Origin of the sequence: Kribbibacterium absianum (genome assembly GCF_030067705.1) — a bacterium.
Lineage (GTDB): Bacteria > Actinomycetota > Coriobacteriia > Coriobacteriales > Atopobiaceae > Kribbibacterium > Kribbibacterium absianum.
Map to the genome: position 1 here is coordinate 352,370 of NZ_JASJEX010000003.1, position 16,185 is coordinate 368,554.

13 protein-coding genes are annotated in these 16,185 nt (G+C 66.6%); 9 read left to right on the forward strand and 4 right to left on the reverse strand.

The annotated features are described in order from the left end of the window. Positions 1-9: 9 nt before the first annotated feature. The 4 genes from QJ043_RS07385 to QJ043_RS07400 all read right to left on the reverse strand — a co-directional run bounded on the left by QJ043_RS07385 (position 10) and on the right by QJ043_RS07400 (position 4,901). Complete coding sequence (locus QJ043_RS07385) at positions 10-1,899, reverse strand: glucose PTS transporter subunit IIA (protein WP_283713017.1); 1,890 nt, start codon at positions 1,897-1,899, stop codon at positions 10-12. Positions 1,900-2,140: 241 nt separating this feature from the next. Continuing rightward, on the reverse strand, positions 2,141-3,040 hold the full coding sequence (locus QJ043_RS07390) for a MurR/RpiR family transcriptional regulator (RefSeq protein WP_283713018.1): 900 nt from the start codon (positions 3,038-3,040) through the stop codon (positions 2,141-2,143). 100 nt (positions 3,041-3,140) lie between these two features. After that, positions 3,141-3,995, reverse strand: coding sequence for a histidinol-phosphatase HisJ family protein (locus tag QJ043_RS07395; protein WP_283713019.1), 855 nt, complete (start codon positions 3,993-3,995; stop codon positions 3,141-3,143). A gap of 147 nt (positions 3,996-4,142) precedes the next feature. Then, positions 4,143-4,901, reverse strand: a complete 759-nt coding sequence (locus QJ043_RS07400; protein ID WP_283713020.1) for a GntR family transcriptional regulator — start codon at positions 4,899-4,901, stop codon at positions 4,143-4,145. A 428-nt stretch (positions 4,902-5,329) separates the two neighbouring features. Here QJ043_RS07400 and QJ043_RS07405 point away from each other — a divergent pair, with 428 nt between their 5' ends. From QJ043_RS07405 to QJ043_RS07445, 9 genes are all read left to right on the forward strand, one after another. Continuing rightward, positions 5,330-6,079, forward strand: coding sequence for a DNA/RNA non-specific endonuclease (locus QJ043_RS07405; RefSeq protein ID WP_283713021.1), 750 nt, complete (start codon positions 5,330-5,332; stop codon positions 6,077-6,079). A gap of 130 nt (positions 6,080-6,209) precedes the next feature. Beyond that, positions 6,210-6,884 carry a hypothetical protein gene (locus QJ043_RS07410; RefSeq protein ID WP_283713022.1) on the forward strand — a complete coding sequence of 225 codons (675 nt, stop codon included), beginning with the start codon at positions 6,210-6,212 and terminating at the stop codon, positions 6,882-6,884. 229 nt (positions 6,885-7,113) lie between these two features. Then, on the forward strand, positions 7,114-9,852 hold the full coding sequence (locus tag QJ043_RS07415; RefSeq protein WP_283713145.1) for a valine--tRNA ligase: 2,739 nt from the start codon (positions 7,114-7,116) through the stop codon (positions 9,850-9,852). 228 nt (positions 9,853-10,080) lie between these two features. Further along, on the forward strand, positions 10,081-11,007 hold the full coding sequence (locus QJ043_RS07420) for an ADP-ribosylglycohydrolase family protein (protein WP_283713023.1): 927 nt from the start codon (positions 10,081-10,083) through the stop codon (positions 11,005-11,007). Positions 11,008-11,179: 172 nt separating this feature from the next. Continuing rightward, positions 11,180-12,208, forward strand: coding sequence for a LacI family DNA-binding transcriptional regulator (locus QJ043_RS07425; protein WP_283713024.1), 1,029 nt, complete (start codon positions 11,180-11,182; stop codon positions 12,206-12,208). Between the two features lie 287 nt (positions 12,209-12,495). Then, positions 12,496-13,377 (forward strand): ROK family protein, encoded by an 882-nt coding sequence (locus tag QJ043_RS07430; RefSeq protein ID WP_283713025.1) that lies wholly within the window; start codon positions 12,496-12,498, stop codon positions 13,375-13,377. 154 nt (positions 13,378-13,531) lie between these two features. Beyond that, positions 13,532-14,410, forward strand: a complete 879-nt coding sequence (locus QJ043_RS07435; protein ID WP_283713026.1) for a MurR/RpiR family transcriptional regulator — start codon at positions 13,532-13,534, stop codon at positions 14,408-14,410. A 260-nt stretch (positions 14,411-14,670) separates the two neighbouring features. Then, the gene (locus QJ043_RS07440) at positions 14,671-14,985 is read left to right on the forward strand and encodes a PTS fructose transporter subunit IIB (RefSeq protein WP_283713027.1); all 315 of its coding nucleotides are present in this window, start codon (positions 14,671-14,673) and stop codon (positions 14,983-14,985) included. A gap of 27 nt (positions 14,986-15,012) precedes the next feature. Then, the gene (locus QJ043_RS07445; protein ID WP_283713028.1) at positions 15,013-16,107 is read left to right on the forward strand and encodes a PTS fructose transporter subunit IIC; all 1,095 of its coding nucleotides are present in this window, start codon (positions 15,013-15,015) and stop codon (positions 16,105-16,107) included. Positions 16,108-16,185 lie beyond the last annotated feature (78 nt).

Consider the following 16,185-nt stretch of genomic DNA (forward strand, 5'->3'; position numbering starts at 1 on the left):
GGGCGCCCCTTAACCGAATACCGGGGTCATCGGAATGCCGCTGTCGTCTTGGTCGCCGGCGCCGGCCGGAGCAGGCTCGGTGAGCACCACGACCACGGTGTCGTCGATGGACGCCTTGGAGAATGCGATGGGGTCGAACTTCACGAGCGGGTCGCCCACGGACACATGCTGGCCCACCGAGACGAGCGCGTTCATGCCCTTGCCGCCGAGCCTCACGGAGTCGATGCCCACGTGCACGATGACGGCGGAGCCTGCGTCCGTGCGGATGGCCACGGCGTGCTTAGTGTCGGCGACCATCTCGACGGTGCCGGCGACGGGCGCCTTGACGGTGTCCTTGGCGGGTTTCATGCCAAAGCACGGCCCGAGGATGCCCTCTGCGAAGGTGGGGTCGGAGATGGAGCTCTGGGCGACGTAGGAGCCGGTGCCCGGAAGCTGCACGTCGACGCCGGCGCCGGGGAGCAGCGCGGACTCGGGAGCGGCCTGGGCCTCCTGCTCGTCCTCGTAGATGGAGTCGTCAAAGCCGAAGAGCTTGACGGTCACGAAGGAGCAGACGCCCATGAAGACGGTGATCCCGACGGCGAGGTAGAAGTTGGACCAGTCCATCTCGGGCCCGAGGAACATGAGCAGGCCGGGCAGGCAGTGACATCCATAGCCGTAGGACTTGAGGCCGGTGATGCCGCAGATGAGGGCGGCCAGCACGGACGTGACGGTGAGCGCGTAGTAGGGCTTGACCATCCGGTACGCGAGGCCGTACACGGTGGGCTCGGAGATGCCGCCGATCAGGCCGGAGAGAGCCGCGGGCCAGGAGATCTGCTTGCACTTGTTGGACTTGCTGAAGACGGAGATGGCCAGGGCCACGAAGCCCGCGGACACCGTGAACGAGAAGAACCAGAGCGTGATGGACATGTCGTAGCCGACAGTCTGGATGGACTCGGTGGCGATGGGCACGAGGGCCAGGTGGAAGCCGGCGCAGAGCTGGCCGATGGTGCAGGAGAAGAGCACGAGCGCGGGCACCACGAGCCAGGGGATGTTGGCGGTGAGCCAGGCAATGCCGGCGGAGACGGCGCCGGTCATGTAGCCGCCGATGGGGCCGGTCACGGTGAGGACCACCACGGACATGGCCACAATCAGGGTGAGCGGCTTCAAGAAGTAGCGCGCGGACTCAGGGATGGCGCGGCTGAGCCAGTGGTCGAGCTTGCTCATGACCCAGACGGACAGCACGATCTGGATCACGCCGCCGTTGTAGGTCATCGCGTAGATGGGCAGGCCGAAGTAGCTGCCAAAGGTCTCGCCGGCGGCCGCCACCTCGCCGATATAGGCCACGAAGTCCGGGTACAGGAGGCCGGCGGCCAGGAGCATCGCGATGATGGGCTCGGTGTCGAACTTCTTGGCGGAGGTGTAGGCCACCATGATCGGCAGGAAGTAGAAGGCCGCCTGGGCGAAGCTGTTGAGGATCAGGTACGTGGAGCTGTCCGCGGTGACCCAGCCGAGCAGGTTGAGCAGCGTCAGGATCACGGAGATGAAGCCCGCCACGGTGAGCGCGGGGATCACCGGCACCATGATCGAGGCCATCATCAGAAGGAAGTCGCTGGCCAGCTGGCCGATGGACTTCTTGCCGGCCGGGGCGGCGCTCGTTTGCTTGCTGTCGCCCGCCAGCTTGACGAACTCGGCGTAGAGCTGCTCGACGGACTGGCCGATGATCACCTGGACCTGATTGCCGTTGTCGACGACGCCGAGGACGCCGGGGATCCTCTCGATGGCCTTGAGGTCCATCTTGGCCTTGTCCTTGGGGTGCAGGCGCAAGCGTGTGGCGCAGTGCGTGTGCTCGGCGATGTTCTCCTTTCCGCCCGAGCACTCAAGGATGGCGGACGCCATCGATGCGTAGTCCTTACCGGCCATAGGGTTCCTCCCTTTCCCGTGGGGCTGTCCGGTCTCACCGCCGCTTTCGGTGCGGTGGGCCGGTTCGCCGGCAAAGTAATGAAGGGAGGCGATTCAATACACCGCGCTCTGGGCGAGTGGAGTGGTTCCGTCTGCTGAACGGTAGCCAATTTCACGGTATTTCGGAGAGTAATGAAAGTCAGTTGCGCTGATGAAAGTAGGTTCAAGGAATCGATGCAAGTGACTTGCGTTCGTGCAAGTGTCAGGGGAGGTCGACCTCCGAGAAGATGTGTCGCTCGTTGTCCGCCTTGCGCGCGGCCGCGTCCGGGCGCGTCGCCGCCACGAGGGTGAAGAGCACCTCCATGATGGCCAGCTCGCCGATGCGCGTGTTGCCGGTGAGCTCCGAGGAGCTCACGTCGCCGCTGGCGACGGTCAGCACGTGGTTCGCCTTCTGGGCGATAGGGCTCGCCAGGTTGCCGGTGACCGCGACCACAGTGGCCTCGCGAGACTGCGCCGCGCTCGCCACCTGCTGGAGGGTGCCGGACCAGCCCGAGCGGGAGAACACCACAAGCACGTCCGTGGAGCTGAGGGCAAGGGCCTCGGAGATGAGCTTCTCGTAATAGGAGGCGGTGACGGCCAAGATGCCGATCCGCTCGAACTTGTAGGCGGCATCCATGGCGGTGGGGATCGAGCGTCCGACAGCGGCGAACTCCACCACCCGCGCGGTCGCGATGGCGCGGGCCGACGCCTCCAGGGCGGTGGGGTCGAGCCCCTCGAGCGTCAAACGCAGGTCGGCGACGCGTCGGTTGAGCACCTCGCGCACGGCGCCGGGGACGTCGTCGATGGAGATGTCGTCGGTGGGCATCTCGATGCCCAATGGGCCTCCATGCAGGGTGTTCTGCATGCGCAGAAAGGACATTTGGAAGCCCCGATAGTCTTTTTCACCCATCTTCCTGCAGAAGCGCGAGACGGTGGCGGGCGAGACCGAGCAGGCCCGGGCGAGGTCCGCCTGCGGCAGGTTCGACACGTTCGCCTGGTGGGCGAGGAGGAAGTCCGCGATGCGGCGCTCGCCCTCGGACAGGTGGTCGCGCGAGGCGAGGATCCGGGCCAACAGGTTGTCCGGAACGTGGCTCGTGGCATCCGTGTACATGGTTCCGCGCATGGCCCCTCCTCGCGGTCGCTCCCAATTCATCACTGTATCTGAAAGGATGACAAAAGGGTCCTCAGCCGAGCGCTCGGCTGAGGACCCCGAGAAAGGGACGTCAGAAGGCGAGGGGATGGGGCGTCGGCACGTGGTGCTCGTAGGTCACGAACTCCCGGAAGCCCAGCTCGCGCAGGCGCCGTTGGGCCACGCGCAGGTAGGAGCCCAGGTGCTGGGGCAAGTGCGAGTCGCTGCCCAAGGTGATGAGCCGGCCGCCGAGGTCGCGGTAGAGTTCCAGCAGGGGCGTCGAGGGTTGCAGGTCCGCGAGCCCGTAGCGCCACGAGCTGGTGTTGAGCTCGACGGCCTTGCCGTTGGCGATGACCTTCTCGAGCACCGGCGCCACGAGGTCCCTGTCCTCGGCGAAGTCGCGCTCGCCGTAGGGGTCGTAGCGACGGATCAGGTCCAGGTGGGCGAGGGAGTCGTAGCCGTCGAAGGCCTCCATCACCGCGAGCATCTCCTCGTAGTAGCGGCGGCGGATCTCGCCCTGCGTCCTGCCCTCTTGGAACTCGCCGGTCCAGAACTCCTGGTCGTCGACCTGATGAATGGACAGCAGCACAAAGTCCAGCTGGTCGCCCCATCGGTCGAGCACCCGCTCGAACTGTGGCACCGTGTGGCGCTGGATGCCGAACTCAAGGCCACAGGCGATCTGCAGCTGGCCGTCGAACAGTTGCTGCTCGCGGTGCACCTCGGGGAAGTAGGCCTCGTAGTCCACATTGGTGATGGGCTTGCCGAGGTGCGGGTCCAGTCGCGCGTGCTCGGCCTCTGGCGAGTGGGCGTCCGGCTTCACCCCGTAGTCCACGTGGTCCGTGAAGCAGATGGCGTCGAGGTTGAGGCGCAGGGCGTCGGCGGCGACGTCCTCCATGGGGTAGGGGGAGTCGTCCGAGAAGGACGTGTGCACATGGCAGTCGGCGAGCATGGGACTCCTTCGCTCGGGGTTCGCCCACTAGGGTAGACGCGGGCGCGCTTCGCTCGCGCGACGGCCTTGCCTCTTTTCAGCCGCGGGAATAACCGCAGCTAACCCCATGGATTTGTCTGGCCGGCGCGGGCTTGTACCTTGTGGCGCTTAGAAGGAGACGGGCGCGTCGCCGGTGCGCACCTCACAGTCGTAGCGCGTGGTGACGGCCGGCATGTGCACGATGCCGTACTCCCAGGGGCGCCCGTCGTCGCCGACGGTCTCTCGCTCGAAGCGGAACATCGCCGCGCCCGGCTTGGCGCCGAGCAGCTTGGCGTCCGCCTCCGGCAACAGGCCGGCTCCCAGCGCGTGGCGCAGCGTGGCCTCCGTGCCCCCGGCCGCGCGCAGCACCGGGAAGATCGGGCTGGCGGCCTGCTCGGCGGTCAGGTCTGGCACCAGCGCGACCGGGACCGTCAGGTGCTCGATGGCGACGGGCCGTCCGTCCACCAGCTGCAGCCGGTCCAGGTGCCAGACCTGCTCGCCGTCGTTCACTGCCAACCGGTCGCGTTGGATGCGGTTCGGGCGTCCGGCTGTCAGGGAAACCAGCTGGTAGGACGCCGCGCGCCCCAACCGTTGCGTCTCGCCCAGAAAGTCCGACGCCTGCCCCAGCGACCTTCTCATGCGGCGCGGTCGCACGAACGTGCCCACGCCGGGCACGCGGTCCACGCAGTTCTCCTCTGCGAGCATCCGGTAGGCGCGGTTCACGGTGGCGCGGCTGACGTCCAGCTCGCGGGTCAGGGACTCCTCGGTGGGCAGGAGGTCGCCGGCATGGAGCGAGCTGTGGTCGCAGCGGTCGATCAGCACGTCAAAGAGCTGCTGGTACAGCGGCACCGGGCTCGCGAAGTCCAGGTCCTCGGCGGTGATGATCATCGGGCTACTCCTACCTGCGCCGCACTTCGGGCTGAGCGGGCATGGATTTGCGCATTCAAGCGGAAGGGCGGCGCACCCCTTCTGGCACGCACCGCCTTTCAGCCTGAACTTACCAGAAGGCATATGACTGCCGACGGATTCAACCGCAATGGCGGCGCGTGCCACGACCCCTGCGCCGCAAAACGGCGCGAATCCGCAGGATTCTGCAGATTCGCCCCGAAGTGCGGCGCAACGAGAAGTACCTCGGCCCCGGGTCGTGCTGGCTCACGGTCATGGAGAGCGGGTGCATCGGGGTGCCCGGTGGCTTGGCCGTGGTTCACTGGAGGGCACGCTGGTCGGCTTTTAGGGTTTCCTCGCGTGCGGAGCGTCGCCCCAGCCGAGCTGTCACATCCGATGGGCGGTCCCTCACCGCTCCAGAAAGGACGACCATGGCCAAAAGGCGGCGCGGTCAGCGCAAACGTCTCAGTGTCCTGTGGGTGGTGCTCATCGGCGCCGTGGTGGTGGCGCTGTCGTGGGCAGGTGCGACCGGACGGCTGCCGATGCCGACCTGGGCTCCCAGCCTTCTTTCCGGCGCCGCCGACGTCCCGGCAGATGACAGGGTTGCGCCCGCCTACACCGGCGACATCGTGACGGACGGCGGCAGCCCGACCTTCTCGGACGACATGTACGCCGGCGCCGTCGAGGGCTTCGAAGTGTATGGCGAGCTGGATCCGCTCGGTCGCGTGACTGGCTGCTCGGCCACGATCAGCGACGCGACCCTGGAGGCCGGCGACGAGGAGCGCGGCGACATCGGCTTCATCAAGCCCACCGGATGGGTGCAGGGCGACTACGACTTCGTGGATGGCGGCAAGCTCTACAACCGCTGCCACCTCATCGCGCACAGCCTCACCGGCCAGGACGCGAACGAGCGGAACCTGCTCACGGGCACGCGGTCCATGAACCTCGCGATGATCCCCTACGAGAACGCCGTGGCGGACTACGTGGAGGACACCGACGACGAGTGCCTGTACCGAGTGGTTCCCGTGTTCGACGGCGACGACCTGGTGTGCCAGGGCGTGTGGATCGAGGCGGCCTCCGTGGCCGACCAGGGCAAGAGCCTCAGCTTCCGCGTGTTCGTGCACAACGTCGAGCCCGGGGTGTCGATCGACTATGCGACCGGCGAGAACCACGCGGCATGAGGGTCGGCCCTCGCGTTTGCGATCGCAGCCCAAACCGGTCCCGCCTGCCCTTTTCTCGCGGACGTCGCGGCCTCCATCGATCAAACGGGTACCTGCCTCTGCAGCACAACCCCTTTGATTGGAGCATCCCATGGCAGACCAGGCGCCCTTCTACGGCACGCTGAGCATCGACAACCAGGCGCTTGAGAATCAGGCGCTCGCGGGCTCGTGGCAGGCCGCGCTCAAGACCTTCGACCAGTCCGTGCAGGAGTGGGGCATCACGGCCGTCACGAGCGTGGACTCCGATGGCGCGCAGACCGTCTACTCGATCACCGGCAAGACCGATGAAGGGTGGGATGAGGCCGTCGACACGATCCTGGCCGGCGCCCTTTCCAAGGACCAGGCCAAGATGCTCTACGCCGCGCTTGAGTCGCTCGCCACGCCGGTGGCCTTCGACATCACCGAGTACCTGGAGCAGGAGGACACCGAGGACGCGCTCAGCCACGAGACGGGCCAGATCGTGGTCAAGGGCGGCGTCGCTCAGGTTCAGGGCGCGCAGTACGAGGACATCCCGGTGACGAGCGCCAAGCTCGTGGAGCTGGGCTTCGCCGAGGAGTCCGAGATGGACGACGAGGAGCTGGCCGTCATGGTGGCCAGCTCGATGCCCGAGGGTCCCAAGGCCGACGACATCATCGACGCAATCGCCGACCTCCGCAACGACCCCAAGCACGGAGGCGTCTTCACCGCGGAGGAGACGAGCGATCCGCAGACGTTCATCGAGGAGCTCGAGGGCACCTACTGGGACGAGATGGACGACGAGTCCTAGCGCGAGCTCCAGCCACGTCAGGGCCGTATAAGAAGAGCGAGCCGGGACAAAGGTGCCGTAGTCGTTTGTCCTGACTCGCTCTTCGCGTGCGCAGTGGGACACTTTCGTCTCTTTAAACTGTCCCATCCTGACGGGCGGGTCTCTCGTAAGCGTCCACTGCGGTGCGCGTACAATGAACGGCGCTTATGCCGCGACAACAGGAAGGCGGAGCCCCGTGGCCGACTTCGAGATGCCCAAGAACTACGACCCCTCCACCGTCGAGCCCCAGCTCGTCGAGAAGTGGATCGACGCCGGTTGCTACCAGCGCTCCAAGGGGGTGGGCGACTGCACCGTCACGATCCCGCCGCCCAATGTCACGGGCATCCTCCACATGGGCCACGCGATGGACGACACCATCCAGGACGCCATCGTTCGCTACAACCGCATGCGCGGCCGCTCCACCCGCTGGATCATCGGTTGCGACCACGCCGGCATCTCCACGCAGACCAAGGTGGACAAGAAGCTCAAGAGCGAGGGCAAGTCCCGTCTGGAGATGGGGCGCGAGCAGTTCGTCGACGCTTGCTGGGACTGGACCCATGAGTACGGCGGGACCATCGTCAAGCAGATCAAGCGCATGGGCTGCTCGGGCGACTTCGCGGACCAGAAGTTCACGCTCGACAAGGACTACGCCTGGGCGGTGCGCAAGGTCTTCTGCGACTGGTACCACGACGGCCTCATCTACCGCGGCAAGCGCATCGTCAACTGGTGCCCCAGCTGCAACACGGCCATCTCCGACGACGAGGCCGAGTACAAGGACGAGACCGGCCACCTGTGGTACCTGCAGTACCCGCTCAAGGAGCCGGTGAACGGCATCGACCACATCACGGTGGCCACCACGCGCCCGGAGACCATGCTCGGCGACACGGGCATCGCCGTCTCGGCCGACGACGAGTACGCGAGCCAGTTCGTCGGCGCCACCGTGGTGCTGCCCATCGTGGGCCGCGAGATCCCGGTCTTCAGCGACTGGCACGTGGACGCCGGCTTCGGCACTGGCTTCGTCAAGGTGACGCCGGCCCACGACCCCAACGACTACGCGATGGGCCAGGCTCACGACCTGCCGCAGGTCAACATCTTCGATGAGAACGCCGTGGTCGTGGACGGCTACGGCGAGTTCTCCGGCATGGGCCGCGACGAGGCCCGCGACGCCGTGGTGGCCTGGTTCGAGGGGCACGGCCTGCTCGAGAAGGTCGAGGAGCACGAGCACTCCGTCATGCACTGCTACCGCTGCGACACGAAGCTGGAGCCGTGGCTGTCCGAGCAGTGGTTCGTGGCCGTGGACAAGCTCAAGGGCCCCGCCACCGAGGTCGTGAAGTCGGGCGCGGTGCGGTTCCACCCGGAGCGCTGGGAGCAGACCTACCTCACCTGGATGGACAACCTCAAGGACTGGTGCATCTCGCGCCAGCTGTGGTGGGGCCACCGCATCCCGGTCTTCACCTGTCCGGACTGCGGCTGGGAGGACGCCTGCATGGACGACGTCGACGTCTGCCCGGTGTGCGGCAGCCGCCACGTGACGCAGGACCCCGACGTGCTCGACACCTGGTTCTCGAGCCAGCTGTGGCCGTTCGCGACGCAGGGCTGGCCGCTCCACGAGGAGGAGATGGAGGGCCACTACCCCACAAAGGTGCTGGTCACCGCCCGCGACATCATCGCCCTCTGGGTGGCCCGCATGGTGATGAGCTCGCTCTACTTCACCGACCGGATCCCCTTTGACGACGTCGTGATCTACGCCACGATCCTCGCCAAGGACGGCTCGCGCATGTCCAAGTCCAAGGGCAACGGCGTGGACCCGATGATCCTCATCGAGAAGTACGGCGCCGACGCCATGCGCCACAACCTGCTCACGCTCATGACCAACAACCAGGACGTCAAGTTCGACGCGGAGTTCAAGGAGGTCAAGGGCGAGGACGGCAAGAAGGTCAAGGTCTTCGAGAAGAGCCCCCGCACCGAGCAGGCCAAGGGCTTCGTCACCAAGATTTGGAACGCGAGCCGCTTCCTACTGATGAACATGGACGGCTACGAGCCCGGTGCTCCGGTGGCCGAGACCGCCGAGGACGCGTGGATGCTCTCGCGCCTGGCCAAGATGGTGGCCCAGGACACCGAGTGGATGGAGGGTTACCAGCTCGGCGACTACGCGCGCGAGACGCAGGCGTTCTTCTGGGGCGAGCTCTGCGACTGGTACATCGAGCTCTGCAAGGGTCGCCTGCAGTCGGACGACCCGGCCGTGCGCCTGGGCGCGCAGCGCAACCTCGTGTTCGTGCTCGACGCCAGCCTCCGCCTCCTGCATCCTGGCATGCCCTTTGTGACCGAGGCCGTGTGGGACCAGATGCCGGTCTCGGCGCTCGACCTGGCGGAGTTCGACGGCGACGAGGACGCCGCCCAGCACGACGGGCGCTTCCTGATGGAGGCCGCGTGGCCGGACCCCGAGGCGCTGGCGCAGTACGTGAACGACGAGGCCGAGTACGACTTCGACCTCGCGCGCCGTCTGATCGCGGGCGTGCGCTCCATCCGGGCGCGCTACCGCCTGAGCCCGCGCCAGGTGTTGGACGTGGACGTCAAGGCCGCGCCCTACGACGCGCAGCGTCTGCTGGCCCAGGGCGACTTCGTGCGCTCGGTGGGCTGTGTGGGCGAGCTGCTCGTGGGCACGGGCGAGGAGGTCGGCAAGCCGGCAGGCTCCGTGACGATTGTGGACCCGGCGTTCGAGGCCTACGTGAAGGTGGGCGACCTCGTGGACTTCGCCGCCGAGAAGAAGCGCCTGGAGAAGGACCTGGCCAAGGCCGAGAAGGAGCTCAACGGCACCAAGAAGACGCTGGCGAACCCGGGCTTTTTGGCCAAGGCCGCGCCCGAGGTGGTGGCGACGAAGACCGCTCGCGTGGACGAGCTGGAGGAGACCGTGAAGCGCCTGGCCGCACAGCTGGCGGACCTCGCCTAACCTGCAAAAGGGGACGGAGCATTTTTGCAGGTCGTTGCAGAGATGATGAAGGCCGCGTCCGAGAGGGCGCGGCCGTTCTTTCCAGGCGCCGTCTTTGGGTCAGGATCGGCTGCGGCTTGGACCAGACCCCGCTCCCCGTACGCGCCGGGAGGGTCCAGTACAGTATCAGGTGACAAGGCAAGAGACGAAGGGCGGCAAGCTATACGTCCCTGTCGAGGAGGCCGAGCCATGACATCGAAGAATCAGAAGCGCTCGACGGCCGACGCGACCCGTCGCGTCGAGGCTGACTCCGACTACTACGGGGACCACCCGATTGCGGTCAAACCGGCTCCGGGCCTTCCACGAAGGGCTGCGAGTGAGACGGTCGCGACCCTTCGTGACTGCGTCTACGGGCAGGCCGTCGGCGACGCTCTCGGCGTCCCCTACGAGTTCAAACCGCGCGGCTCGTTCCGCTGCTCCGACATGGTCGGGCGCGGCACCCACAACCAGCCGGCCGGAACCTGGAGCGACGACACGTCCATGGCGCTCGCCATTTGCGACTCCATCCGCGAGACCGGCCGCATCGACACGGCGGACATGCTCCGGCGGTTCCGTGAGTGGATGGACTGGGGCGAGTACACCGTGGACGGCCTGTTCGACATCGGCAACACAACCGCCCAGGCGCTGCGCCTGGGGCGTGGGCTCACTGGCGAGCGGGACAACGGCAACGGGTCGCTCATGCGGACCCTTCCCCTGGCGTTCACGGACGCGACGGACGACGAGGTGCGTGCGGTGTCCGCGATCACTCACGCGCACCGCACGTCCACCGAGGCCTGCGTCACGGCCGTCGAGGTCGCCCGAAAGCTGGCGGCCGGTGAGGACGTCCGCAGCGCCGCGAGGGCCGTTAACCCATCGCTCGTCGACATCATCGACGGGGACGCACCGCGATCAGGCGGCTACGTGCTGGACACGCTGCACGCCGCGCTCTGGTGCCTTGCGAACACGGACAGCTTCGAGGACTGTGCCCTTGCTGCTGTGAACCTGGGCGATGACACAGACACGACGGGCGCCGTCGCCGGTGGGCTGGCCGGCATCGTCTACGGCATCGGTGGCATCCCGGCCGAGTGGCTGGAGAAGCTTCGCGGCAAGGGCGAAATCGAGTCGTGCCTGTTCTGAGGCACGAAAGAGAAACTGCGAGAGCCCCCGCCGGCGCGCCACCCAACTGGGGCGGCAGGGGCTCCTGCAGGGCGCTTGCCGCCGACGTCCCTTTCGGCAATCCGTCAGACTGGTGCCTGTTCCGGGCTGTCGGCATGCTCCGCGCGTCTGGCCAAAAACGGCCTGGCGCATCGTGACCTGGACGTCTTCCGGAGCAAGGAGAGGGGCGACCATGACCATTAAAGAGCTGGCCGAGCGCGTGGGCGTGTCGCCCGCCATGATCAGCCGCTACCTCAACAACGGCTACGTCTCCGAGGAGAACCGCGCGAAGATCGCCGCCGCCATTGAGGAGACCGGCTTCACGCCGTCGCGCCAGGCTCGAAACCTGCGAACGGGCAAGACGAGCCTCGTGGGCGTCGTGGTGCCAAAGATCAGCACGGAGACCATCGGGCGCGTGACGGCGGGCGTGGAAGAGGTGCTCGGGCGCCAGGGGTACCAGATGATCCTCGGCAACACCGACAACGACGCCTCGGCCGAGCTGGACTACCTGCGGCTTTTCGAGCGGTATCCGGTGGACGGCATGATTCTCGTGGCCACGGAGGTCACGCCCGCACACGAGCGGTTCCTGCGCGAGTCCAAGACCCCGGTGGTGGTGATCGGGCAGCGGGTGCCGGGCGTCAACTGCGTCTATCACGACGACGAGGGTGCGGCTTTTGAGCTGGGCCGCCGTGTGGCCGAGAAGCGCCCGGGCGCCTCCGCCGCGATGATCTGGGTCACCGAGAAGGACCGCGCGGTGGGCATCGAGCGCCGCGACGGCATGCTTGCCGGACTGGCCACCGGTGGCATCGAGGTGCCGGACGCCCGCGTGCGCAAGGCCGCGTTCACGACGGCGTCCGGCTACGAGCAAACGCACCTGTTGCTGGAGGACCCTGCAACGCCGGCGCTCGACCTGGTCTGTTGCGCCACGGACCTTATCGCCGCTGGCGCCATGAAGGCGGTGCTCGAACGCTACGGCGAGCCCGCGGGCACGGGCAACGCGCCGCTCGTCACCGGCTTTGGCGACAATGAGCTGGCGCAGGCCGTGAGCGGGGGCTTCCCGACCGTGCATCTCGGCAACCGCACGAGCGGCGTGCGCGGTGCAGAGGCGCTCATCTCGCTCATGGAGAACCCCCGCACGATGCCGGCCTCCACGATGCTGGGCTTCCGCGTGGTCAATGCCTGACCTGTGCGGGGTTGTGTCGAGAATCGCAGAACGGCCCGGCTTCGTTCGGCGGGCTTGCGCGAGGATTCGCAGAACAAGGGCCTGGGTCTGTGGATTTGGGCTCGTCGTCAAGGAGAAACGACAGAACGAGCGGCGGCGTACGCGCGTGGGCGTCTGTAGAAACGGCGCTCTCGTCTCGATCGCTAGGACTCCGTCGTGGTTCCGCTTTTACAGTTCTTTTCAAGTGAATGCTGGGGTGATAAGGTGTGTGCAATCGATTGCACACAGGTACGAAGGGAAGGGGAGCCATGAGCGAGGACACGCGGCGGATCGGAGCGCTGGAGGCCGGAGGCACCAAGATGGTGATGGCCGTCTGCACACCGTCGGGCGAGGTCATCGAGCGCGAGGAGATCCCAACGGAGGGCCCGGTCGAGACCATGGCCCGGGTGGGCGAGTGGTTCGCGGCGCGCGACATCGACGCGCTCGGCGTGGGCGCGTTCGGTCCCACCGGCGTGAATCCGGCCGCTCCCACCTTCGGGCACATCCTCGAGACCCCCAAGACCGCCTGGAAGCACTTCGACATGCTCGGCGCGCTCAAGGAGCACGTGGACGTGCCCGTCGGCTACGACACCGACGTCAACGTCGCCTGCCTCGGCGAGCAGGTCTACGGCTGCGCCCAGGGGCGGGACTCCGTGGTCTACATCACCATCGGCACGGGCATCGGCGCCGGCGTGATGATCGGCGGCAAGCTGGTGCACGGCATGCTGCACCCGGAGGCCGGCCACGTCCTGCTGGCCAAGCGCGACAACGACCCGGGCGAGAGCGCGTGCCCCTACCACGACCGCTGCTTCGAGGGTCTCGCTGCTGGGCCCGCCATCGAGAAGCGCTGGGGGGCCAAGGGCTACGAGCTGGCCGAAAGGGACGAGGTCTGGGACCTCGAGAGCGACTACATCGCCGAGGCGCTCGTTGGCTACGTGATGACCTACTCGCCGCAGAAGATTATCCTCGGCGGCGGCGTCATGAAGCAGGCGCAGCTGTTCCCGCTCGTGCGCGAGAAGTTCGCGAAGATGATCAACGGCTATATCGTGGCCCCGGAGCTGGAGGACCTGGACAGCTACATCAGCGAGGCCGGTTGCGGCGGCGACCAGGGCATCTTGGGCTGCGTGGCGCTGGCGCTGCAGGCGCAGTAACGTCGTCCGAAGCAGTCCGTGGATTTCAGGTAAGGGTGCGTCACAGCGGGTCGCGCCGGCTTGCGGGGGAGTGGAACAATGAGCCCCGGGCGCGGCGCGGCCCTCGTGCCGCTGCGGCAGCTCCCTATCGCCGGCTTCCACTCCGAGAAGGGGCGTGATCATCATTCGCGCCAGCACTATCGACACGATTTTGGGCAGCTACGAGCAGCTCTCGGACGTCGAGCGTCGTATCGGCGACTTCATCGTGAAGAACGTGGCGGAGATCCCGCACCTGTCCGTGCGCGAGATTGCGGAGGGGAGCGGCACCTCGAGCGCCTCCGTTTCGCGATTCGTGCGCCGCGTGGGCTACCAGAGCTTCTCGGACCTGCGCCTGGCCGTCACCGAGCAGCTCGCCGTGACCGTCAGGAAAGAGGGGGCGAACGCGGCCCAGGCCGTCAGCATGGACGACCTGGAGGGCTCCGTGAACCTCGTCCTCGCCACCAAGATCACGGAGCTGGAGGCCACCGTTCGAGGCCTGGACCCGTCGCGCCTGCGCCAGGCCGTCTCGCTGATCCGGTCGGCCGACAGTGTGGTCTTTGGGGCCGCCGGCAATTCGATCAACGTGTGCGCCAACCTCTCCTTCAAGCTTGGCCAGATCGGCATTCGCACGGTCTGCCCTCCCAACACCGACTCGATGGTGCTCGCGTCGCTCGCGCTCGGGCCTCGTGACGTGCTCGTCCTGGTGTCTGCGTCCGGCCGCTCCCGGCGGCTGCAGACCGCGCTCGACAACGCCGAGGACGCCGGCTGCGCCACGCTGATCATCACGAGCAACCCGGCGTCCCCGCTGGCACGTCGCTGCGACGTGGTGCTCGATGCGGTCTCCCGTGACCACCTGCTGGGCATGGAGCATTTCTCATCGACGCTGTCGGCCGTCTTTGTGGCGGACCTGCTCTTTGCGCTCGTGCTCTCGCAAGACGTGGACCCCGCCGAGAGGGCGACCCTCGAGTTCAAGAGCCTCGGCCACGACAAAAGCGCCACGCCGCCGCTTCTCTAGGCCTCTCTGCCTCGTTCGAGCCCGTGCCCCTCAAGGGCACGGGCTCTTTTCTTTGTCAAGGGACGGTGCCCGAGCGCCCGCTCACGGAGGGTTTCGCGCCACTCGCTGGTTTGCGAACGATTAAGGGACATGGTTGCATGGATCGCACGACTGTGAAACAAGATTCCTTTCAGCACGACGAGCAGCGAATCTACCTGCATAAAGACGGAAGGTAACAGGTCCAAGGGGAGACCTGTGGAGGCACCAGGAAAGGGGAGGACATGAAGGTTGTTGGCATTTGCGCCTGCTGCAGCGGCATCGCGCACACCTACATGGCGAGGGAGGCGTTACTGCAGGCAGGAGCCGCCTTGGGCCACGAGGTGCATTTCGAGACCCAGGGCACCATCGGCGTCGAGGACGAGCTGACCCCCGAGCAGATCGCCGACGCCGACGCCGTGCTGCTCGCCGTGGACGTGCACGTGGAGGGCACCGACCGCTTTGAAGGCAAGAAGACGATGAAGATCCCCACGGACCTCGCCATCAAGGCGCCCAAGGCCGTTCTCAAGAAGATGGAAGAAGAGCTGGCCAAGGCCTAGCCCCTCGGACGTGTGTAAGGAGCCCTCATGGCTAAGAAAATGAAGTTCGAAGTCAAGCGGCCGACCCTGACGGCCATCAGTTACCTGCTCCCGCTCATCGTGGCCTCCGGCCTGCTGATCGCCATCGGCAACCTGGCCGGCGGCAACGTCGCCGAGTCGCTCGACGGCATGAGCTTCCCTGACATGCTCACGACCGTCGGTGTCTTTGGCATGGGCCTCATCCCGTCCTTCATCGGCGGCTATATCGCCTACGCCATCGCCGACCGTCCCGGCCTGGCACCCGGCTTCCTGATGGGCCAGATTGCCAGTTTCCTCGGCACCGGATTCCTCGGCGGCCTCATCGGCGGTCTCGTTGCCGGCTACATCGCGCTCGCCCTCGAGAACTATCTGAAGGTTCCCAAGTGGGCGCAGGCGCTCATGCCGATGATGATCATCCCGACGCTCACCACCATCGTCGCCGGCACCGTGATGCTGTTCGTGCTCGGCTACCCGGTCGTCGCTGTGACCCAGGCCCTCAACGACTTCATCGTGGGCCTCGACCAGAGCGCCAAGCTCCTGTACGGCTTCATCATCGGGTTCATCGGCTGCATCGACTACGGCGGCGCCATCTCCAAGGTGCCCAACCTTATCTGCGACGGCCTGCTGGCCGACGGCATCTACGGCCCCGAGGGCATCAAGGTCCTCTGCGCCATGGTCCCGCCCTTCGGCGTCACCGGCGCGTGGCTGCTCTCCAAGGCGTTCCACAAGCCCATCTTCAACAAGGAAGAGGTCGAGAACATCAAGGTGGCGTTCCCGATGGGCTGCTGCATGATCTCTGAGGGCGTCATCCCCATCGCGATGAACGACCTCGCCCGCACGGTCGCCTCCACCTCCATCGGCTGCGGCGTGTGCGGCGCCATCAGCTTCTTCTTTGACAACGGCTCGGCGGTCCCCTCCGGCGGCGTCTTCGTGATTCCTGCCATGAGCCAGCCTCTGGTCGCCGTCATCGCGCTGCTCGTGGGCTCCACGATCACGGCCTTCATGCTCGTGGCCATCAAGAAGCGGCTGCCCGACGAGGACGTCGAGGGCACCTCCGTCAAGGAAGAGGAGGAGGTCGACCTCTCCGGCCTGAGCTTCTCGTAGCTCCCTCTGTGGTTCCAGCGGCGCGGCTCACAGTGGTCGCGCCGCTCTTGTACACGGGGCTCCAGCCCCGGATTCGTC